This is a genomic window from Pedococcus soli (assembly GCF_054782575.1).
The window spans coordinates 1-20,354 of the sequence record NZ_BAAGSF010000006.1; the positions used below are offsets into that span (position 1 = coordinate 1).

General features: G+C 72.9%; 19 protein-coding genes. 17 read left to right on the forward strand and 2 right to left on the reverse strand.

Annotated features, from left to right (window positions below; translation table 11 throughout):
• The first annotated feature begins 678 nt into the window (after positions 1–678).
• The 17 genes from ACYVKF_RS15295 to aspS all read left to right on the forward strand — a co-directional run bounded on the left by ACYVKF_RS15295 (position 679) and on the right by aspS (position 18,483).
• Complete coding sequence (locus tag ACYVKF_RS15295; protein ID WP_460967539.1) at positions 679–1,554, forward strand: tetratricopeptide repeat protein; 876 nt, start codon at positions 679–681, stop codon at positions 1,552–1,554.
• Positions 1,555–2,568 carry an HAD-IIA family hydrolase gene (locus ACYVKF_RS15300; RefSeq protein ID WP_460967540.1) on the forward strand — a complete coding sequence of 338 codons (1,014 nt, stop codon included), beginning with the start codon at positions 1,555–1,557 and terminating at the stop codon, positions 2,566–2,568.
• 49 nt (positions 2,569–2,617) lie between these two features.
• Positions 2,618–3,328, forward strand: a complete 711-nt coding sequence (locus ACYVKF_RS15305) for a hypothetical protein (protein ID WP_460967541.1) — start codon at positions 2,618–2,620, stop codon at positions 3,326–3,328.
• 122 nt (positions 3,329–3,450) lie between these two features.
• Positions 3,451–3,624: a hypothetical protein gene (locus tag ACYVKF_RS15310; protein ID WP_460967543.1), complete on the forward strand. Its 174-nt coding sequence runs from the start codon at positions 3,451–3,453 to the stop codon at positions 3,622–3,624.
• Positions 3,621–4,436, forward strand: coding sequence for a TlyA family RNA methyltransferase (locus tag ACYVKF_RS15315; protein WP_460967544.1), 816 nt, complete (start codon positions 3,621–3,623; stop codon positions 4,434–4,436). Before ACYVKF_RS15310 ends, ACYVKF_RS15315 begins: the two co-directional genes overlap by 4 nt.
• Positions 4,433–5,386, forward strand: a complete 954-nt coding sequence (locus ACYVKF_RS15320) for an NAD kinase (protein WP_460967546.1) — start codon at positions 4,433–4,435, stop codon at positions 5,384–5,386. Before ACYVKF_RS15315 ends, ACYVKF_RS15320 begins: the two co-directional genes overlap by 4 nt.
• Before the next feature lie 9 nt (positions 5,387–5,395).
• Complete coding sequence (locus ACYVKF_RS15325) at positions 5,396–6,115, forward strand: VOC family protein (RefSeq protein ID WP_460967547.1); 720 nt, start codon at positions 5,396–5,398, stop codon at positions 6,113–6,115.
• A gap of 61 nt (positions 6,116–6,176) precedes the next feature.
• A complete protein-coding gene (gene recN, locus ACYVKF_RS15330) occupies positions 6,177–7,898 on the forward strand; it encodes a DNA repair protein RecN (RefSeq protein ID WP_460967548.1) in 1,722 nt (573 codons plus the stop codon).
• 84 nt (positions 7,899–7,982) lie between these two features.
• The gene (steA, locus tag ACYVKF_RS15335) at positions 7,983–9,167 is read left to right on the forward strand and encodes a putative cytokinetic ring protein SteA (RefSeq protein ID WP_056918886.1); all 1,185 of its coding nucleotides are present in this window, start codon (positions 7,983–7,985) and stop codon (positions 9,165–9,167) included.
• Positions 9,164–10,102: a copper transporter gene (locus ACYVKF_RS15340; RefSeq protein WP_056914215.1), complete on the forward strand. Its 939-nt coding sequence runs from the start codon at positions 9,164–9,166 to the stop codon at positions 10,100–10,102. Before steA ends, ACYVKF_RS15340 begins: the two co-directional genes overlap by 4 nt.
• An 8-nt stretch (positions 10,103–10,110) precedes the next feature.
• A complete protein-coding gene (locus ACYVKF_RS15345) occupies positions 10,111–10,941 on the forward strand; it encodes a hypothetical protein (protein WP_460967551.1) in 831 nt (276 codons plus the stop codon).
• Positions 10,938–12,653, forward strand: coding sequence for a murein biosynthesis integral membrane protein MurJ (murJ, locus tag ACYVKF_RS15350; protein ID WP_460967553.1), 1,716 nt, complete (start codon positions 10,938–10,940; stop codon positions 12,651–12,653). The genes ACYVKF_RS15345 and murJ overlap by 4 nt, the downstream gene beginning before the upstream one ends.
• Positions 12,650–13,759, forward strand: a complete 1,110-nt coding sequence (locus ACYVKF_RS15355; protein WP_460967555.1) for a glycosyltransferase family 4 protein — start codon at positions 12,650–12,652, stop codon at positions 13,757–13,759. The genes murJ and ACYVKF_RS15355 overlap by 4 nt, the downstream gene beginning before the upstream one ends.
• A gap of 11 nt (positions 13,760–13,770) precedes the next feature.
• Positions 13,771–15,483: a CTP synthase gene (locus ACYVKF_RS15360; protein WP_460967557.1), complete on the forward strand. Its 1,713-nt coding sequence runs from the start codon at positions 13,771–13,773 to the stop codon at positions 15,481–15,483.
• Complete coding sequence (locus tag ACYVKF_RS15365; protein ID WP_056914220.1) at positions 15,480–16,139, forward strand: NUDIX domain-containing protein; 660 nt, start codon at positions 15,480–15,482, stop codon at positions 16,137–16,139. Before ACYVKF_RS15360 ends, ACYVKF_RS15365 begins: the two co-directional genes overlap by 4 nt.
• Before the next feature lies 1 nt (position 16,140).
• Positions 16,141–16,551, forward strand: a complete 411-nt coding sequence (locus ACYVKF_RS15370; protein ID WP_056914221.1) for a YchJ family protein — start codon at positions 16,141–16,143, stop codon at positions 16,549–16,551.
• A gap of 108 nt (positions 16,552–16,659) precedes the next feature.
• Entirely contained in the window at positions 16,660–18,483 is a 1,824-nt protein-coding gene (gene aspS / locus ACYVKF_RS15375; RefSeq protein WP_460967560.1) for an aspartate--tRNA ligase, read from the forward strand.
• A 75-nt stretch (positions 18,484–18,558) separates the two neighbouring features.
• Here aspS and ACYVKF_RS15380 read toward each other — a convergent pair whose 3' ends face one another.
• Both ACYVKF_RS15380 and ACYVKF_RS15385 read right to left on the reverse strand, forming a co-directional pair.
• Positions 18,559–19,395, reverse strand: coding sequence for an alpha/beta fold hydrolase (locus ACYVKF_RS15380; RefSeq protein WP_460967562.1), 837 nt, complete (start codon positions 19,393–19,395; stop codon positions 18,559–18,561).
• 97 nt (positions 19,396–19,492) lie between these two features.
• Positions 19,493–20,335 carry a DUF427 domain-containing protein gene (locus tag ACYVKF_RS15385; protein WP_460967565.1) on the reverse strand — a complete coding sequence of 281 codons (843 nt, stop codon included), beginning with the start codon at positions 20,333–20,335 and terminating at the stop codon, positions 19,493–19,495.
• Positions 20,336–20,354 lie beyond the last annotated feature (19 nt).

Below are 20,354 nucleotides of genomic sequence, written 5' to 3' on the forward strand. Positions count from 1 at the left end.
GTGGGAGAGTAGGACGCAGCCGGACATACTTTCAAAAGGGCCTTCCCACACGGGAAGGCCCTTTTGGCTTTTGCGGTGCTTTGCGCACCCGCACACGAGAACACCGTTCATCGCAGTCACAGCCCAGGGGGCACCGGGAGTGCCCGGGTCCGGACGAGTCCGTAGACTGCGAGTCGATTACTGCACAGCGAGGAGCATTTCGTGTCCGAGAACCAGTCAGGTCGTGACGGCCAGGGCCGTCGTCCATCCTCGGGCGGCGGACGTCCTGGTGGCGCCGGAGGCTCGCGCGGTGGTCAGGGCGGCGCAGGCGGTGGGTACCGCGGTGGCTCCTCCGGTGGTGCCGACCGCGGCGGCTATCGCGGTGGTTCCTCTGGCGGCTCCTCGGGCGGTTCCGGTGGTGCTGACCGCGGCGGCTATCGCGGTGGTTCCTCTGGCGGCTCCTCGGGCGGTTCCGGTGGTGCTGACCGCGGCGGCTATCGCGGTGGTTCCTCTGGCGGCTCCTCGGGCGGTTCCGGTGGTGCCGACCGCGGCGGCTATCGCGGTGGCCCCTCCGGTGGGTCCGACCGGGGTGCGGAGCGTGGTGGCTCCGAGGGCGGCTACCGCGGCCAGGGTGGTGGACGTCCGGGCGGCGGCCGTCCCGGTGGTCGCCCGCCGGGTGGCTCCGAGCGTCGTGGCGGCGTGGGCCATCGGGACGACCGTGACGCCGGCAGCTTCGACAACAGCGAGCGTCGTGGTGGGCCGCGCCTGGCTCCGAAGAAGCCCAAGCTCCCCGAACCCCGCATCGCCGAAGGCGTCACGGGCAAGGAGCTCGACCGTTCCATCCACGTGCAGCTGCGCACCCTGAGCAAGGAGAACGCCGAGGGGGTCGCCCAGCACCTCGTGATGGCTGCCGCGCTCCTCGAGGTCGACGACTTCATCGGGGCCGAGGCCCACGCCGAGACCGCTGTCCGGCGGGCCGGCCGGGTGCCGGCCGCCCGCGAGGCGCTGGGACTGGTCGCCTACCGCAAGGGGGAGTGGGCGCGGGCCCTGAGCGAGTTCCGTACGGCTCGCCGCCTCAGCGGCTCCTCGCACATGTTGGCCCTCATGGTCGACTGCGAGCGGGGCCTGGGTCGCCCGGAGCGCGCGCTGGAGCTCGCGATGTCGCCCGAGGCGCGGTCCCTGGCCGTCGAGGACAGGGTCGAGCTGGCCATCGTCATCTCCGGCATCCGCCGTGACCTGGGTCAGCTCGATGCTGCCCGTCTCGCCCTGGAGATCCCGCAGCTCAAGGGTTCCAGCCGCAAGCCGTGGGCCGCCCGCCTGTCGTACGCCTACGCCGAGACGCTGCTCGCCACGGGTCGCGAGGAGGACGCGCGTGAGTGGTTCGCCCGCGCGGCCGACGCCGACCACGAGCTCGAGACCGACGCCGCCGAGCGGCTGGCCGAGCTCGACGGGGTCATCCTCACCGACCTGCTCGAGGGTGAGGACGACGACACCGACGTCTCCGACCCCCGTGACCGCGGTGCTGACCGGTCCGAGGTCGAGGGTGGCCGTGGACGCGACGAGGACGTCCGCTAGGTGGCGAGCCTGATCGAGCGGTACGCCGCGGTCGTCTGTGACCTCGACGGTGTGGTCTACCGCGGCCCCGATGCTGTCGACCACGCGGTCGGCGCGCTCTCGGGCCTCACCGTGCCGATCGTCTACGCGACGAACAACGCGTCCCGTCCTCCCGAGGAGGTCGCGGCGCACCTGACCGACCTCGGTCTCCACGCGAGTGGCCGAGACGTGGCCACCAGCTCGCAGGCCGGTGCCGAGGAGCTCGCTGCGCACCTGCCCCACGGCGCGCGGGTGCTCGCCGTCGGTGGCGTGGGTGTGCGGGAGGCGTTGCAGGCCAAGGGGTTCCGTGTCCTCCAGGCCGCCCAGGTGCGCGACGACCCCGGCCAGCGGGTGGCCGGCGTGCTGCAGGGCTACGGCCCCGACGTGACCGCTGCCGACCTCGCCGAGGCCGCGTATGCCGTGGCCGCGGGAGCCATGTGGGTGGCCACCAACACCGATGGCACCCTCCCGACGCACCGCGGCACCGCCCCGGGCAACGGCACCCTCGTGGCAGCCGTTCGCCGTGCGGTGAACCGGGACCCCGTCGTGGTCGGCAAGCCCGAGGCGCCGCTGTACCACCTGTGCGCCGGGCGCCTCGGGATCGAGGTCCGTCGGGTGCTGGCCGTCGGGGACCGTCTGGACACCGACATCGCCGGTGCGGTCAGCGCGGGGATGGACTCTGTCCTGGTGCTCACGGGCGTCGACTCGGTGACCACGCTCGCGACGGCACCCAGGCAGCTGCGACCCACCTACCTCGTCGAGGACCTGCGGTCACTGCAGGACGAGTACGACGACGCCGAGACCGACTACTCCTGGTGGGTATGCGGGAACGACCGGCGACGGGTCGTCGACGGTCGGTGGGAGGTGGCGAGCCAAGGGGCCGCGATGGAGGCGGCTCGGGCCGGGATCGCCGCGCTCCACCAGGGGCTCGACGACGGTGACCTCGACACCGAGACGGTGCGACGTCTCGTGCGGGACCTCGACGACTGGCAGTAGCGTGAACGACCAGCAGCGGCGTCCAGCCGCTCCACCCAGGAGGTTTCCCATGGCATTCGAGTCACTGCGCGGCTACATCCAGCTCGCGACCGGACTGGGGGAGCTGACCATGGCCAAGGCGATGGAGGCGGCCCAGGGCCTGCTGGCCCTGCCCGGTGCCGATGAGGTGACCCGCAAGGTCGTCCAGGCCTCCACCGTGGCCGAGGAGCTGCTCGACGTGGCGAAGTCCAACCGCGCCAACCTCGTGGCCCTGATCCAGGGCGAGGTGGAGACGGCGCTCAAGCGTGCCGACGTGGCTCGGGTGGGCGACCTCGACGCGGCGCGGACCGCCCTCGCCGGGGTGAGCAAGGAGCTCGCAGACCTGCGAGCCCTCGTGGTGACCACCGGCGCCTCGGCCGTCGCCGGTGCCTCCCGCGGAGGCCTGGGCAGGTCCGGTGCGGTGTCCACCTCCGCCCGACCCGTCGCGCCTGCCACCAGCACGCCGTCACCCGCCACGCCTTCGGCCAAGAAGGCTGCTGCGAAGAAGGCTGCGCCGGCCAAGAAGGCTGCTGCGAAGAAGGCTGCGCCGGCCACAAAGGCAGCTCCCGCGACAAAGGCTGCTGCGACGACGAAGGCGGCTCCCGCGACAAAGGCTGCTGCGACGACGAAGGCGGCTCCCGCGACAAAGGCTGCGCCGGCCAAGAAGGCGGCACCGGCCCGCAAGGCGACGGCGACGAAGAGCACGACCCGCAAGACCGCGACCAAGAAGGCGACCTCGTGAGCGAACCCACTCCTGCCAGCACGCCGACCCCGGTCCCGGGTCCGCCGGTCCCCGGCCCGCCCGGGCCCAATGCGCCCGCGCCCAGTGCACCCGCGCCGCCTGCACCTGGACCCGGTGCGCCGGTGCAGACCGACGCTCCCGACCTCGGTGAGCACGGCACCGGTGACATCGTCATCGACTCCGCCCTGCAGGACCTGCGGGACGCCCCGGCGGACGACCTGGACGCCCAGATCGAGGCCGGCCGTCGGGTGCACCAGACGCTCCAGGGTCGGCTGTCCCACCTCGGCGGCGAGTGAGCGACACCACCCGGCTCGACGTCGAGCTCGTCCGCCGCGGGCTGGCGCGGTCGCGCGGCCATGCCCGGGCGCTCGTCGAGGCCGGGGACGTCCACGTCAACGGCACCGAGGCAGCCAAGATCTCCACCCCGGTGCGCCCCGGCGACGACATCGACGTCCGCGAGGCCGGGCCGCGCTGGGTGAGCCGCGCGGCATACAAGCTCGTGGGGGCCTTCGACGTGTTCGGCGGGCAGGGGCTGACGGCGGCGGGCAAGCGGTGCCTGGACGTCGGAGCCTCGACGGGTGGGTTCACCCAGGTGCTGCTCCACCAGGGGGCGGCGCACGTGGTGGCGTTGGACGTCGGGCACGGACAGCTCGTCGCCGAGCTCGCGGACGACGCACGGGTCACCGAGCGCAGCCGGACGACGGTCCGAGGACTGGAGCCCACCGACATCGGTGGACCGGTCGACCTCCTGGTGGCCGACCTCAGCTTCATCTCCCTGACCCTGGTCCTCGCGACCTTCCGTGCGCTCGTCCAGGACTCGGGGGACGCCCTCGTGCTGGTCAAGCCGCAGTTCGAGGTGGGTCGGACCCGCCTGGGCAAGGGCGGGATCGTCCGCAGCCAGGGGGACCGCGCCTGGGCGGTGACCGAGGTGACCCGGGCGGCGATCGAGGCGGGGCTGCACCCGAAGGGCCTGGCCGAGAGCCCGATCCGCGGGGGAGAGGGCAACGCCGAGTACCTGTTGTGGCTGACCCCGCGCGCCGAGGAATCCCTGGGATGGGAGGCTCTGGTGAGAACCGCAGACCTGGTGAGCCTGAAGGGAGCCCCGTGAGCACTGCAGACCAGCGCCGGATCCTGCTCGTCGCCCACCCGCGCCGGCAGGAGGCCCACGACATCGCCATCGACGTGGTGAAGCGGCTGCACGCGGCGGGCATCGAGGTCGTCATGCAGCCGGAGGAGGCCCAGCTGCTCGGGTTGGGCGACCACCCCGGCGTTCGGCTCGCGACGGCGGACAACCCCGCGGAGGGCTGCGAGCTGATCTGCGTGCTCGGCGGCGACGGCACGATCCTGCGCGGGGCGGAGATGTCCCGTGGCACGGGCGCACCGCTGCTCGGTGTGAACCTCGGCCACGTGGGGTTCCTCGCCGAGGCCGAGCGCGAGGACCTCGGCTCGACCGTCGAGCACATCGTCGCCCGTACCTACACCGTGGAGGAGCGGATGACCCTGGAGGTCACCGCCCACGTCGACGGGACGCCCGTCTACTCCAGCTGGGCCCTCAACGAGGTGACCGTCGAGAAGGCCAACCGCGAACGCATGCTCGAGGTCGTGGCCGAGGTCGACGGCCGGCCGCTCACGACCTGGGGATGCGACGGGGTGGTCGTCGCGACGCCGACCGGCTCGACGGCCTACGCCTTCTCGGCCGGTGGCCCGGTCGTGTGGCCCGACGTCGAGGCCCTCCTGCTCGTGCCGATCAGTGCGCACGCCCTGTTCGCCCGTCCGCTCGTCCTCGGGCCCCAGTCGCACCTGGCGCTCGAGGTGGTGCCCGACACGCTCGGCACCGGTGCGCTGTGGTGCGACGGCCGCCGCGCCGTGGACCTGCCGCCCGGAGCCCGGATCCAGGTGGTCCGGTCCGAGACGCCGGTCCGCCTGGCCCGGCTCAGCACCTCGCCGTTCACCGACCGCCTCGTGGCCAAGTTCGACCTGAACATCCACGGTTGGCGCGGTCAGGCCCGTCGCGAGGAGGCCGCCCGCGCCGGGCGGGGTGTCGCCTCCGAGTCCTAGGGTGGGCGCATGTTCCTGGAGAACCTCGTCTTCGACGCCGTCGAGCCCCAGCGCACAGGGCGGTTCTGGGAGGCCGTGGTGGGCGGGGAGCGCCTCACCGACGAGCCCGACGGGTTCGAGACCCGCCTGACCATCGACGGCGGCCCCGTGCTCGACCTGTGCTTCCAGCGCGTCCCCGAGTCGCCGTCCGAGCCGCTGCGGCTGCACCTCGACCTCCTCGGCGGCGACCGTCAGGCGGCCGAGGTCGAGCGGCTGCTGGGGCTGGGCGCCCGCCACCTCGACATCGGGCAGCAGGACGTGCCGTGGGTCGTGCTGGCCGACCCGGAGGGCAATCCCTGCTGCGTCATGGAGGAGCGTTCGGTGTATGCCGACACCGGCCCCATCGCGGCGCTGCCGCTCGACTCGACCGACCCCGGGCGGGACGCGGAGTTCTGGGCCTGGCTGACCGGCTGGGTCCCTGCGCCGGGTGCGGCTCCGCAGACTCTGCGCCACCCGTCGCTGCGCGGACCGCTCCTCGAGCTGTGCACCGAAGCGGAGCCCAAGGGACCCGGGAAGAACCGGGTGCACCTCGACGTCCGCCTCGAGGCCGGTGAGGACCCCGACGAGATCGAGTCCCGGATCGTCGAGCGGGGAGGGAAGCGGTGGCACCCCGGCTGGGGCGACCTGCCGTGGCGCAGCTACACCGACCCCTCCGGCAACGAGTTCTGCGTCCTCCCTGCCCGGTCGTGACCTCGACGCGACGTGGGACGCGTGGCGCGGTGGCGTCGTGGGCGCGTGAGAGGGTGGCCCCGTGCTGCAGGAACTGAGGATCCAGCGACTCGGCGTCATCGACGACGCCGTGCTCGACCTGCACCCCGGGCTCAACGTGCTCACGGGTGAGACCGGCGCCGGCAAGACCATGGTCGTCACCGGCCTCGGTCTGCTGCTCGGTGCCCGCGCGGACGCCGGCCTGGTCCGCGCCGGGGCGGCGTCTGCCGTGGTCGAGGGCCTGGTCGAGGTCGGGCCGGACCATCCCGCGTCGGTGCGTGCCGCCGAGGCCGGCGCCGAGGTCGGTGACGGACTGGTCCTCATCCGTTCGGTGTCAGCCGAGGGTCGCTCGCGCGCCCACGTGGGCGGGCGCAGTGCCCCCGTCGGCGTCCTCGCCGAGGTGGGGGAGCACCTCGTCGCGGTCCACGGCCAGGCCGACCAGTGGCGGCTGCGGCACGGCGATCAGCACCGGGCCATGCTCGACCAGTTCGGAGGGGCCCCGGTCGCCAAGGCGCTGGTCCGCTACACCGAGCTCCACGACGAGCACGAAGCCGCCCGCGCGGAGCTCGCCCACCTGCGCGAGCAGGCCCGTGACCGGGCCCGCGAGGTCGAGGTGCTCCAGCACGGGCTCGAGCAGCTCGAACAGCTCGACCCGCAGCCCGGCGAGGACGCCGACCTGCGCATCGAGGACGAGCGACTCAGCCACGCCGAGGGTCTGCGGACGGCTGCTGCCCTGGCGCACGACCACCTCGGTGGCGCCCAGGAGTATGCAGCGGAGCCCAGTGCCAGCGCGGTCGAGACGATCGCGGCCGCACGCCAGGCCCTCACCGGTGAGGTCGGGCACGACCCGGCCCTGCGCGAGCTCGACCGCAGGCTCGCCGACATCGGCTACCTCGTGGCGGACCTGGCCGCCGACCTGAGCTCGTACCTCACCGACGTCGACGTCGACCCCGCCCGCCTCGCCTGGGTGCAGCAGCGGCGCGCCGACCTCACTGCGGTGACGCGCAAGTACGGGGAGACCGTCGAGGACGCCCTGGAGTGGGGTCGCTCGGCGGCGCAGCGGCTGGACCTGCTGCTCGGCTCCGACAGCCGGATCTCCGAGCTCGAGCCACGGGTGGCCGAGCTCGACCGTGAGCGCACGGTCGCCGCGGCGGCCCTCACCCGGGCGCGGAGCAAGGCCGCCGCGAGGCTGGCCAAGGCCGTGACGACCGAGCTGTCCCACCTGGCCATGGGTCAGGCGACCGTCGAGGTCGCCGTCACGCCGCGCACTGCGGGGCTCGGTCGGCACGGCGCCGACGACGTCGAGATCCTGCTCGCCGCCAACCCCGGCAGCCCGGCGCGGACGGTGGCCAAGGCTGCGTCGGGTGGTGAGCTCTCGCGCGTCATGCTCGCCCTCGAGGTCGTCACCGGCGCTGCCGGCGGTGCCGACGTCCCGACGTTCGTGTTCGACGAGGTCGACGCAGGAGTCGGCGGGTCCGCCGCCCTCGACGTGGGCGCGCGCCTCGCCGCCCTGGCCGAGCACGCCCAGGTCGTCGTCGTCACCCACCTGCCGCAGGTCGCGGCATACGCGGACCGGCACCTCGTGGTGCGCAAGGCGAGCGACGGGCACATCACGTCGAGCGGGATCCACGCCCTCGAAGGCGACGAGCGGTTGCGCGAGCTGGCCCGGATGATGTCCGGTGGCGAGAGCGAGGCGGCCCTGGACCACGCCCGTGAGCTCGTCGCCAGCACGTCCGCACGGCGCACCGCGGCCGCAGCCTCCTGAGCCTCCCGACCCGTCCCGGTCGACCGGCGCCACCCCCGCGTGGGGCGCGCTGAACAGCGCTGCCGCCGTGGGAGGATGGCCGCGATGCCCCTGAAGATTCCCCGCCAGCGAGCCCGCGAACCCGAGAGCCCCGGGGTCCGTGGGCTGGCCCGCGTCGACGCCCGGACCAAGAACCTCACCAAGCGGTTGCGTCCCGGCGACATCGCCGTGATCAACCACCAGGACATCGACAAGGTGAGCGCCGAGGCGCTGCTGGCCTGCAAGCCGGCCGCCGTCGTCAACGCCGCCCCGTCGATCTCCGGGAGGTACCCGAACCTCGGGCCCGAGATCCTCATCGATGCCGGGATCCCGTTGCTGGACAACGTCGGTGCCGATGTCATGCACGACCTCCAGGACGGCCAGCAGGTCCGGCTGGACGGCGACGACCTGTGGCTGGGCGACCAGGTCGTGGCCAGCGGCCAGGCGTTCGACCACGAGATCGTCGCAGCCGCCATGACCGAGGCGCGGGCCGGGCTCGCGGTGCAGCTCGAGGCGTTCGCCGCCAACACGATGGAGTACCTCCGTCGTGAGCGGGACCTGTTGCTCGACGGTGTCGGGGTCCCCGACATCACGACCGAGATCGACGGCCGGCACGCGCTGATCGTCGTCCGCGGGTACCACTACAAGGAGGACCTGCAGACGCTGCGGAGCTACATCCGCGAGTACCGCCCGGTCCTCATCGGTGTCGACGGCGGCGCCGACGCGCTCCTCGAGGTCGGCCTCAAGCCCGACCTCATCGTCGGCGACATGGACTCCGTGTCGGACGCGACGCTGCGGTGCGGTGCGGAGGTGGTCGTCCACGCCTACCGCGACGGCAACGCCCCCGGCCTCGAGCGCGTCCGGCGCCTCGGGATCGAACCCGTCGTCTTCCCGGCCACCGGCACCAGCGAGGACGTCGCCATGCTCCTCGCCGACGACAAGGGCGCCGAGCTCATCGTCGCCGTCGGAACCCATGCCACCCTGGTCGAGTTCCTCGACAAGGGTCGCAGCGGCATGGCCAGCACCTTCCTCACCCGGCTGCGGGTGGGTGGCAAGCTCGTCGACGCCAAGGGCGTCAGCCGGCTCTACCGCTCCCGCATCTCCAACCTCACCCTCACGTTCATGCTGCTCGTCGGCCTGAGTGCCCTGTTCGCGGCGCTCTGGTCGACGACGGGTGGGCGCGCCCTCCTGCAGGTCCTCGGCGCTCGCTGGGACGACCTGTGGTCCTTCGTCGTAGGAATTGTCACGTGATCGACTTCCGGTACCACCTCGTCTCCATCGTCTCGATCTTCCTGGCACTCGCCGTGGGCATCGTGCTCGGTGCCGGTCCCCTCAAGGAGGACCTGGGCAACACCCTGACGTCCGAGGTGAAGAACCTGCGCGCCGACAAGGCCACCTTGCGGGCGCAGCTCGACGCGGCCGACCGCGGCACCAAGGCGCGGGACGAGTTCACGACCGCGAGCAACCGCAGCCTGCTCGCGAGCCGCCTCACCGACACGACGGTCGCCGTGATCGTCCTGCCGGGTGCGGATGCCGGCCTCGTGAAGTCGACGACCGAGACGCTGACGGCTGCCGGGGCCAAGATCGGCTCCTCGATCCAGGTCCAGGACGCGTGGGTCGACCCCGACAAGGCGTCGTTCCGCGCCAGCCTCGGCCAGCAGCTCGCGAGCCAGGTCGGTGTGCCGCTGGACGCCCAGGGCAACGTCATCGACACCGTGCTCGCGCGTTCGGTCCTCACCAAGGCGGGTTCGGCCTCGACCGGTGCCGCGGCAGCGCTCGAGGTGATGCGCACGGGTGACCTCATCAAGTACAGCTCCGACGCCGTCACCCCCGCCAGCGTCGCCGTCGTCGTCTCCGGACCGGTCACCGGGTCGGACTCGGCAGCGCGCACGGCCCGGACCACCGCCCTCGCCCAGCTCTCGGTCGCGATGGACGCGGCCGGCGCCGGTGCCGTCCTGACCAGCACGACCAGCACCCCGGGCGCCACGGGCGTCTCCTCCGTGGTGACCGCGGTGCGCGACGACAACGACCTGTCCGACGTGCTGTCCACCGTCGATGACGGCGAGCTGCCGATGGGCCAGGCGAGCGTGGTGTTCGGCATCCTCGAGCAGGAGGCGGGCAAGGCCGGGGCGTACGGCCTGGCCGGCGACGCCACCGCGGCCTTCCCGCAGCTGGCGACGAAGTAGGCCCTGCCGTGCGTGCGCTGCACCCCCTGGTGACCGGTGCGGTCGCCGGCGTCGTGTCCGCCGGCGCGCTGGCCCTGCTGCGGGCGGTGCCCCCCGGTGGCGCGGACCGGTGGGACCGCACCAACCACGCGGGTGGAACGGTGACCCTCCTCGAGGGCCCCGCGTATGCCGCCGGTGCCGCCTGCGCGGCAGCCCTCGCCGGCGGGGGGCCTGGGCCGGTGGTCGCGGCCACGGCGGCGGCCGGCCTCGGTGCGCTCGACGACCTCGTGGGCGACTCGTCGAGCAAGGGCTTCAAGGGCCACCTCGGTGCCCTGGCCCGCGGCGAGGTGACCACCGGCGCGGTGAAGATCCTCGGGCTGGGGCTGACCGGGCTGGCCTCGGCCGCCCTCGTCGACCGGCGCGCGCGCAGGCTCGGCCCCGGCTCCGTGGCACCGACGGTCGTCGACACCCTCGTGGGTGGGGCCGTCGTCGCGGGTTCGGCGAACCTCCTCAACCTGCTGGACCTGCGCCCCGGGCGCGCGCTCAAGGTGACCCTGCTCTGGGGTGCGCTCGCGGCGACGCGTCCACGCGGGGCCTCTGCGGCCGCCGCGGCCGCGGGTGCAGCCTCGGGGCTGCTGAAGCCCGACCTGGCCGGCGAGGCCATGCTCGGTGACACCGGGGCCAACAGCGCGGGCGCCCTGCTCGGCACAGCGCTCGTCCAGTCGACCGGGCGCCGGGGCCGGCTCGCCGCCCTCGCGGCCCTGACCGCGCTGACCCTCGCCTCGGAGAAGGTGTCCTTCACCTCCGTGATCGAGTCGACCCCCGTCCTGCGCGACCTCGACGCCCTGGGCCGCCGGTGACCTCCGCCGCGCCCGGTTCCGCCGACCGCTCGGACGCCCGCTCCGACGATCGCCCGGAAGAACGCTCGAACGCCCGGTCGGTCGGTCTGTCCGTCGCGAAGGCCGCGGGGGTGATCGCCCTCGTCACCTTGGCAGCCCGCGTGGTGGGTTTCGGCCGGACCCTGGTCTTCTCCAAGGGTGTCGGCACCACCGAGGTCGGCGACATCTACCAGACCATCAACATCCTCCCCAATGTCGTCTACGAGGTGGCAGCCGGCGGGGTCCTCGCGGCGGTGGCCGTGCCACTCATCGCCGGCCAGCTGGGGCTGGGTCGCACCGAGGAGGCCGACCGCACCGCGTCGGCACTGCTCGGCTGGGCCGTCGTGGTCCTTGCGCCATTGAGCCTGCTGCTCGGTGTGCTCGCCCCCTGGCTGAGCCGAGCACTGCTCGGGGCCGGCGCGACCTCCGGCGACGTCGCGCTCGGCTCGCACATGCTCGTCCTCTTCGCCCCCCAGGTCCTGCTCTACGGCGTGGGGATCGTCCTGTCCGGCGTCCTCCAGGCGCGACGCAGGTTCTTCGCCGCGGCCCTGGCGCCGCTCCTGTCGAGCCTCGTCGTGATCGGGGCCTACATCGCCTATGCGGTCATGGTCGACCACGCCACCTCGCCGTCCGACGTCCCGGACCCGGCGGTCTGGGCCCTCGCCGGCGGCACCACCCTCGGGGTGGTCGTCCTGAGCCTCCCGCTGCTCGTCCCCGTGCTGGGGTCGGGGGTGCACCTGCGCCCCACCCTGACCTTCCCCGACCGGCTGGCCCGCCGGGCCCGCTCGCTCGCGGGCGCCGGGGTGGTGGCGCTCATCGCCCAGCAGGCCTCCGTCCTGACGGTCCTGTGGATCACCCACCACCGGACCGACGTGGTGGGCACGGTCAACGTCTACACCTACGCCCAGGCCGTCTACCTGCTCCCGTATGCCGTGCTGGCCGTCCCGATCGCGACGTCGGCCTTCCCGGCGCTGGCCCATACCGCGGCCGAGGAGTCGGCCGGCTTCGCGGGAACGGCGTCCCGCGACACCCTCGCGAGGGCGCTGCAGGGCATCATCCTGCTGACCGCCGGTGCAGCAGCCGTCCTCATGACCGTGGCCCCGGCGGTCGGGGTGTTCTTCGACCACCTCGACCGCGGTGCCCGCGCCGGCGGTGGCGTGGCTCTCGCGGCCCTGCCGGGGACGCTGTCGGCGTACGCCCCCGGCCTCCTGGGCTTCGGCGTCGCAGCCCTCCTGACACGGGCGCTGTACGTCCGGGGGCGTCCGTCGCTCGCCGCCGCGGCCGTGGCCGCCGGGTGGGCGATCTCCGCGCTCCTGCCGCTGGGCCTGCTGCCGGAGGGTTCGGGTGCCGGAACCACGCTGGGCATCCTGGGGGTCTCGTCGTCGGTCGGCATGACCGTCTCGGCCGTCCTGCTCGGCGTGCTCGTGCGCCGGGCCTGGGGCGCCGAGGCCACCCACGGCAGCGGCCGGACGCTGGGCGCTGCGGTCGTCGCTGTCGCCGTCGCGCTGGCCATCGGCGACGTGGTCAGCCGGGCGATTCCCGCCACCTCCCTCTGGAGCGCGCTGGGCAGCGGGTTCGTCGTGGCCCTGACCACCCTCGGGACCTACCTGCTCGTCATGGCGGTGGCCGACCGGAGCACCGTCAAGACCCTGCGCGACCGGGGCCGCAGCCGTCGGCGGGGGAGCGCCGCGTGAGGGTGGCCATGGTGGTCGGTCGCTCCACCGGGGGCATCGGCCTGCACGCCGTCGACCTCGCGACGCACCTGCGGGCCATGGGCGACGAGGTGGTCTTCGTCACCGACGACCTCACGGCCGACCGGTTCGAGCTGCCCGGGGCGCTGCGCTGGTGGCCGTCGCGCGCGGGTGGCCTCCCCTCGGCGGTCCGGTCGCTGTGGCGGCTGCACGGGCTGGCGCGGACGTCCGACGTCGTGCACGCGCACGGCCACCAGGCAGGACTGCTCGCCGTCCTGGCGGCGACCGGCACGGGCACCCCCGTGGTCGTCAGCCAGCACAACGCCGTGCTCGGCGCCCGGGGCCCCCGGAGGGTGATCTCGAACGTCCTGCAGTCGCTCGTCGCCCGGCACTCGGCCCTCGTCACCGGGGCCTCGAGCGACCTGGTCGAGGAAGCCGCCGCGCACGGGGCGCAGGGCGCGCGGCTGGCGCCGGTGCCGTCCCCACGGGTCCCGGCCCTGGTGGCGGCGCCGCTCGCCGACGTGGCCGCACGCCGGGCCGCGGCCGACGCGCTGTTGGAGGCCCACGGCATACCCGGACCGGGCGCGCTCGTGCTCACGATCTCGCGCATCGCCCCCCAGAAGAACCTCGACGTGCTCGTCGAGGCGGCCGGCCTCGTGGCCGCGCCCGTGGCGTGGGTCGTCGTCGGTGACGGCGACGACGTGCTGCTGTCCGAGCTGCGGCGGCGCGCGGCCGACGACGGCGCCCCGGTGCACTTCGTCGGGGCGGTCGCGGACCCGACATCGTGGCTGCGGGCCGCCGAGGTGTTCGTCCTGCCGAGCCGGTGGGAGGCGCGGGCGCTCGTGGTTCAGGAGGCGATGGCCGCCGGTGTGCCCGTGGTGGCCAGCGACACCGGCGGCCTGCACGACGTGGTGGAGGGTGCCGGTGTGCTCGTCCCGGTCGGCGACCCGCCCGGGTTCGCGGCCGCCGTCGACGAGATCCTCGGGGACGAGGAGCGGCGCGGGAGGCTCTCCCAGCAGGGGCGGGAGCGCGCCACATCCTGGGACGACGGGCTCGCGACCGCGCGTCGCTGGCGCGAGTGGTACTCAGGCCTGCCCGGGATGACGTAGGCTTGAATCCCGTGGTGGAGCAGACGAAACACATCTTCGTAACCGGGGGCGTTGCCTCCTCTTTGGGCAAGGGTCTGACGGCGTCGAGCCTCGGCCTTCTTCTGCGGTCGCGTGGTCTACGCGTCACGATGCAGAAGCTCGATCCGTACCTCAACGTGGACCCCGGGACGATGAACCCGTTCCAGCACGGCGAGGTCTTCGTGACCGACGACGGGGCCGAGACGGACCTCGACGTGGGGCACTACGAGCGGTTCCTCGACAGCAACCTCGTGGGCAGCGCCAACGTCACGACGGGCCAGATCTACAACCAGGTGATCGCCAAGGAGCGTCGCGGGGAGTACCTCGGCGACACCGTCCAGGTCATCCCGCACATCACCAACGAGATCAAGGAACGCATGCGGGCGCAGGCCGCCGGCAGCCCCGGCGTCCCGCAGTCCGAGGCGCCGGACATCATCATCACCGAGATCGGTGGCACGGTCGGCGACATCGAGTCGCTGCCGTTCCTCGAGGCCGCCCGCCAGGTCCGCCACGACGTGGGCCGCGACAACGTCTTCTTCCTCCACGTCTCGCTGGTCCCGTACCTCGCCCCCAGCGGTGAGCTCAAGACCAAGCCCACGCAGCATTCCGTCGCAGCCCTGCGCCAGGTCGGCATCCAGCCCGACGGGCTCGTGCTCCGTGCCGACCGTGAGATCCCCGACGGCATCAAGCGCAAGATCTCGCTCATGTGCGACGTCGACACCGAGGCCTGCGCCGCTGCCGTCGATGCCCCGAGCATCTACGACATCCCGAAGGTGCTGCACAAGGAGGGCCTCGACGCGTACGTCATCCGTCGCCTGGGCCTGAACTTCCGGGACGTCGACTGGCACGACTGGGACGAGCTCCTGCGCCGGGTGCACAGCCCCGAGCACACCGTCGAGATCGCCCTGGTCGGCAAGTACATCGACCTGCCCGACGCGTACCTGTCGGTCACCGAGGCCATGCGTGCCGGTGGCTTCCAGAACGACGCGAAGGTGCACATCCGCTGGGTCGCCAGCGACGAGTGCCAGACCGAGGCCGGCGCGCAGCGTGCGCTGGGCGGCGTCGACGCGGTGCTCGTGCCCGGCGGCTTCGGCGTCCGCGGCATCGAGGGCAAGCTCGGCGCCCTGCGCTGGGCCCGCGAGAAGCAGGTGCCGACGCTCGGCATCTGCCTGGGCCTGCAGTGCATGGTCATCGAGTACGCGCGCAACGTCGCCGGGATCGAGGGTGCGAGCTCCACGGAGTTCGACCCGCAGACCCCGGCCCCGGTCATCGCGACCATGGAGGAGCAGAAGGCGTTCGTCGAGGGTGCCGGCGACCTGGGCGGCACGATGCGCCTGGGTGCCTACCCCGCCAAGCTCGCCGAGGGCTCGGTCATCGCCGAGGCGTATGGCGCCGTGGCCGTGGACGAGCGCCACCGGCACCGCTACGAGGTCAACAACGGGTACCGCAAGGAGCTCGAGGAGGCCGGTCTGGTGTTCTCCGGCCTGTCCCCGGACGGCAACCTCGTCGAGTTCGTCGAGCTGCCGCGCGAGGTGCACCCCTACTACGTCTCGACCCAGGCGCACCCGGAGTTCAAGTCCCGCCCGCACCGCGCCCACCCGTTGTTCGCCGGTCTCGTCGAGGCCGCGATCAACGCGCAGCGCGCTGCCCGGCTGGTCGAGGTCGAGCGCCCGCGGGCGGCTGCCGACGCGACCGCCACGGCGTGAGCGGGTCCCCGCTCGAGTCGCTGGCCGACCGGTTCGAGGCGCGCCCGGTGGTGGCCTCCTCGACGGTCTTCGAGGGACGCGTGTGGGACGTCGTCAGCGAGACGGTCGACCTCGGCGCGGCCGGTGAGGTGACGCGCGAGTTCGTGCGCCACCCCGGGGCCGTCGCGGTCGCCGCCGTCGACGAGCAGGGGCGGCTGTGCCTGATCCAGCAGTACCGCCACCCGATCCGGGCGTTCGAGTGGGAGATCCCGGCCGGGCTGCTCGACGTCGACGGGGAGCCGCCGCACGTCGGGGCCGCCCGCGAGCTGCACGAGGAGGCCGACCTCGTCGCCGCCACCTGGCACGTGCTGGCCGACTACGTCAGCTCGCCCGGAGGGCTCGACGAGGCCCTGCGCATCTACCTCGCCCGTGACCTCTCCGCGGTGCCCCACGACGAGCGGCACGACCGCGACGGCGAGGAGCTCGGCATGCCGCTGCGCTGGGTGCCGCTCGAGCAGGTGCGCGACGCGTTCCTGGCCGGTCAGCTGCACAACGCGACCATGGGCATCGCCGCCCTGGCCGCCCTCGCCTCCCGCGACCAGGGGTGGACGACGCTGCGCCCCGTCGACGCGCCCTGGCCCAGCCACCCGGCGCACCGCGACCCTGCCGGCTCCTGACGTGGCCGGCACGTTCGGTGTCGGTGCGTCGGGGGTCACTGCCGCCGGTGACTGCCCCTGCGGCACCGGTGAGCCCTATGCCGCCTGCTGCGGCCCGCTCCACGCCGGCGAGTCCGTGGCCACCACGGCCGAGCAGCTCATGCGCAGCAGGTATGCCGCGTACGTGCGTGGCGACGCGCCATACCTCGTGCGGACCTGGCACCCCCGCCACCGGCCGGACCCGCTCGAGGTCGCTCCCGACCCCGGCTGGTTGCGGCTCGAGGTGCTCGACGTCGTCGGCGGTGGGGAGGACGACGGGACCGGAGAGGTCGAGTTCGTCGCGACGCACGTGGACGGGCCCCTGCACGAGCGCAGCAGGTTCGTCCGTCGGGCCGGCCGGTGGGTCTACCTCGACGGTGTCGTCCGCGACTGACGAGTCGTCCGCCGGGGAGGCGGAAACCGATTCGTGGGGGTTGCGACTCGGTCCGTAGGATGGGCGGGCTCGTCAGAGCGTTCTGTCCCCGACCTCGAAGGATCTCCTGTGCTTCGCACCCACGAGGCCGGCACGTTGCGTGCCGACCACTCCGGCCAGACCGTCACGCTCACGGGCTGGGTCGCCCGTCGGCGCGATCACGGCGGAGTCGCGTTCCTCGATCTGAGGGACGCCAGTGGCGTCGCGCAGGTGGTCGTCCGTGACGAGGTGCTCGAGCAGGGTGGCGCCCACGACCTGCGCAACGAGTACTGCGTGCGTGTCGTCGGCGAGGTGCGGACCCGTCCCGAGGGCAACGCCAACGCCGACCTGCCCACCGGCGAGATCGAGGTCATCGCCGGCGAGATCGAGGTGCTCAACGCCTCCGCGCCGCTGCCGTTCCAGATCGACGAGCGCGTCACCGTCGGCGAGGAGGCCCGCCTCAAGCACCGCTACCTCGACCTGCGTCGCCCGGGTGCCTCGTCGGCCGGGGCCGCGGTCCGCCTGCGGTCCAAGGTCAACGCCGCGGCCCGCTCGGTGCTCGGTGCCCGCGACTTCGTCGAGATCGAGACCCCGACCCTGACCCGGTCCACCCCCGAGGGTGCCCGCGACTTCCTCGTGCCCGCACGCCTCGCGCCCGGTTCCTGGTACGCCCTGCCGCAGAGCCCGCAGCTGTTCAAGCAGCTGCTCATGGTCGCCGGTATGGAGCGCTACTACCAGATCGCCCGCTGCTACCGCGACGAGGACTTCCGCGCCGACCGCCAGCCGGAGTTCACCCAGCTCGACATCGAGATGTCGTTCGTCGAGCAGTCCGACGTGCTCGAGCTCGGTGAGGAGATCGTGCGCGAGGTCTGGAAGCTGATCGGCGTGGAGCTGCAGACGCCGTTCCTGCAGATGACCTATGCCGACGCGATGCGCCGGTTCGGCTCGGACAAGCCCGACCTGCGGTTCGGCAACGAGCTCGTCGAGTGCACCGAGTACTTCAAGGACACCCCCTTCAGGGTCTTCCAGGCGGAGTACGTCGGGGCCGTCGTCATGCCCGGGGGCGCCTCGCAGCCGCGCAAGCAGCTCGACGCCTGGCAGGACTGGGCCAAGAGCCGCGGAGCCAAGGGCCTGGCCTACGTGCTCGTCCAGGAGGACGGCACGCTCGGCGGTCCGGTGGCCAAGAACCTCACCGACGCCGAGCGCGACGGGCTGGCCGCCCACGTGGGCGCCAAGCCCGGTGACTGCGTCTTCTTCGGCGCGGGCACGACCAAGGCGTCCCGGGCGCTCCTCGGCGCGGCCCGCCTCGAGATCGGCAAGCGCTGCGAGCTCATCGACGAGGACGCCTGGTCGTTCCTGTGGGTGCTCGACGCCCCGCTGTTCGAGCCGACCTCCGAGGCCGTCGCCGCCGGTGACGTCGCCGTCGGTGGAGGCGCCTGGACCGCGGTGCACCACGCCTTCACCTCGCCCAAGGCCGAGTTCCTCGACACCTTCGACACCGACCCCGGCCCTGCCCTGGCGTACGCCTACGACATGGTCTGCAACGGCAACGAGATCGGTGGCGGGTCGATCCGTATCCACCGCCGCGACGTGCAGGAGCGGGTCTTCAAGGTCATGGGCCTGTCGGAGGAGGAGGCGCAGGACAAGTTCGGCTTCCTCCTCGACGCCTTCGCCTTCGGCGCCCCGCCGCACGGCGGCATCGCCTTCGGGTGGGACCGCGTCGTCACCCTGCTCGCAGGAACCGACTCGATCCGCGACGTGATCGCCTTCCCGAAGTCCGGTGGCGGCTACGACCCGCTGACCGCCGCGCCGGCGCCGATCACCCCGGAGCAGCGCAAGGAGGCCGGCGTGGACGCCAAGCCGGCCGCCCCCACTGCCCAGGGCGCCGAGGCGGCGACCTCCGCCACCAGCTGATCCGAGCCCGCTCGGGGCACGACGAAGGGCGGGGACCACACGGGTCCCCGCCCTTCGTCGTGCCCGGGGTGCTGGCTACTTCGCGAGGAAGGTCAGCAGTGCGCTGTTGAACTCGTCCTTGTGGGAGACGTTGATGCCGTGCGGGCCGTCCTTGACGACGTGCAGCTCGCTGCCGGCGACCGCGTCGTGGGTCCGCTGCCCGGAGACCTCGAACGGCACCGTGCCGTCGCTGTCGCCATGGATGACCAGCGTCGGCACGTCCACCTTGGCGAGGTCGTCGCGGAAGTCCTCGACCCAGGCGGCGATGCACTGGGCGGCGGCCTCGGGGTCGGCCTGGGCAGCCAGGCCCAGTGCCTCCTGGCGCTGGGCCTCGCTCACCTTGAGCTCGTCACCGGCGCTGAAGAACCCGGTGGTGAAGCCGTCGAAGAACGCCGGCGGGTCCTTGCGCAGGTCGTCCTGCATGCCGGCCACGGTGTCCTTGTCGAGGCCACCGTCGGGGTGGTCGTCGCTCTTGAGCAGGAACGGCGGGATGGCTGCGGCGAAGACGGCGCTGTGCACCCGGTCGGTGCCGTGCCTGCCGATGTAGCGGGCGACCTCGCCGCCACCCATCGAGAACCCCACGAGCGAGGCATCACGCAGGTCCAGCTCCTCGACGACCGCCTTGAGGTCGTCGGCGAAGGTGTCGTAGTCGTAGCCCTTCTCGGGCTTGTCGGACTCGCCGAAACCGCGGCGGTCGTACGTCACCACGCGGTAGCCGGCCTCGGTGAGCGCGGGCACCTGGTCGGCCCAGGACCTGCCGCTGAGCGGCCAGCCGTGGATCAGCACGACGGGGCGGCCGGTGCCGCCGGTGTCCTCGTAGTGCAGCTCGACGTCCTTGGACAGCAGGCCGGAGGATCCCTTGACGGTGGGCATGTGGTTCACCTTTCAATCGAATGCTGGACCATTCGACCCTAAGCACATTCGGGGGTCTCTGCAGATCTGCGGACCTCCCGCACCCGTGGGGCTGCCGTCACAGGCTGCCGGCCGCCGGGCGCTCGGCGTCCGGCATCCCACCGGTGAGGCGCTCGCCGTCGACGAGCACCTCACAGCGCTCGGACCAGAACGCGACGTGGTCCTGCAGTCGGACGGCGTCGTCGAGCGGGTCGGGGTAGAACCACGCGATGTCCGCGCCGACGTCGTCCCCGGTGCCGAGGTAGCTCGCCCGCCCCTTGTAGGCGCAGACGGTGTGCGTCTGCGACGGCGTGAGGAGGTCCATCCGGACGTCGTCGACGGGCAGGTACCAGCGGGTCGGCAGGGCGGTCTCATAGACGGCGAGGGCCCTGCGGGACTCGGCGAGCACCGTCCCAGCCAAGCTGACCACGACGTGCCGGTCGCTGCGCAGCACGTCGATCCGCTTCCACGGGTCGTGCGCGTGGCCCATGACCGGTTGGTCCTCCTCCACCCAGTCGAACAGGGCGAAGTCGAGGACGACACGACCACCCAGGTCCGGGTCGTCGGGGCGGAAGCCCACCTCGACGAGCCCACCGGCATCGTCGTCGGGTGCTCCCTCCCGCACGGCCACCGGGGTCCCAGGGCACGTGTGCAGCTCGAAGTGCAGCGGCCCGAGGACCGGGGGCAGCCCGTCGGGGAGCTCACGACGGGGGAGGTCCACCAGCTCGATCCCGTTGGCTGCGAAGGTGTCCGGCGGCACGGCATACTCCGGGACCACCCGGCGCGGCTCCCACACCAGCAGGGCATCGGTCGTGTCGACGAGGAGGTGACCGTGCCGGGAGGCGCGCAGCCGCTTCGTGGTGCGGGTGAGGCGCAGCTCGGACAGGCCGCGGAACCACTGGTCGTGCAGGTCGAGTGCCATGGGTCCACGATCCTCGCCC

Bases quoted from the DNA above. Each gene is read 5' to 3' on its own strand.
- ACYVKF_RS15305 (WP_460967541.1), top strand. From the start codon at position 2,618: ATGGCATTCGAGTCACTGCGCGGCTACATCCAGCTCGCGACCGGACTG.
- ACYVKF_RS15380 (WP_460967562.1), bottom strand. From the start codon at position 19,395: ATGCCCACCGTCAAGGGATCCTCCGGCCTGCTGTCCAAGGACGTCGAG.
- ACYVKF_RS15325 (WP_460967547.1), top strand. From the start codon at position 5,396: ATGTTCCTGGAGAACCTCGTCTTCGACGCCGTCGAGCCCCAGCGCACA.
- ACYVKF_RS15385 (WP_460967565.1), bottom strand. From the start codon at position 20,335: ATGGCACTCGACCTGCACGACCAGTGGTTCCGCGGCCTGTCCGAGCTG.
- steA (WP_056918886.1), top strand. From the start codon at position 7,983: ATGCCCCTGAAGATTCCCCGCCAGCGAGCCCGCGAACCCGAGAGCCCC.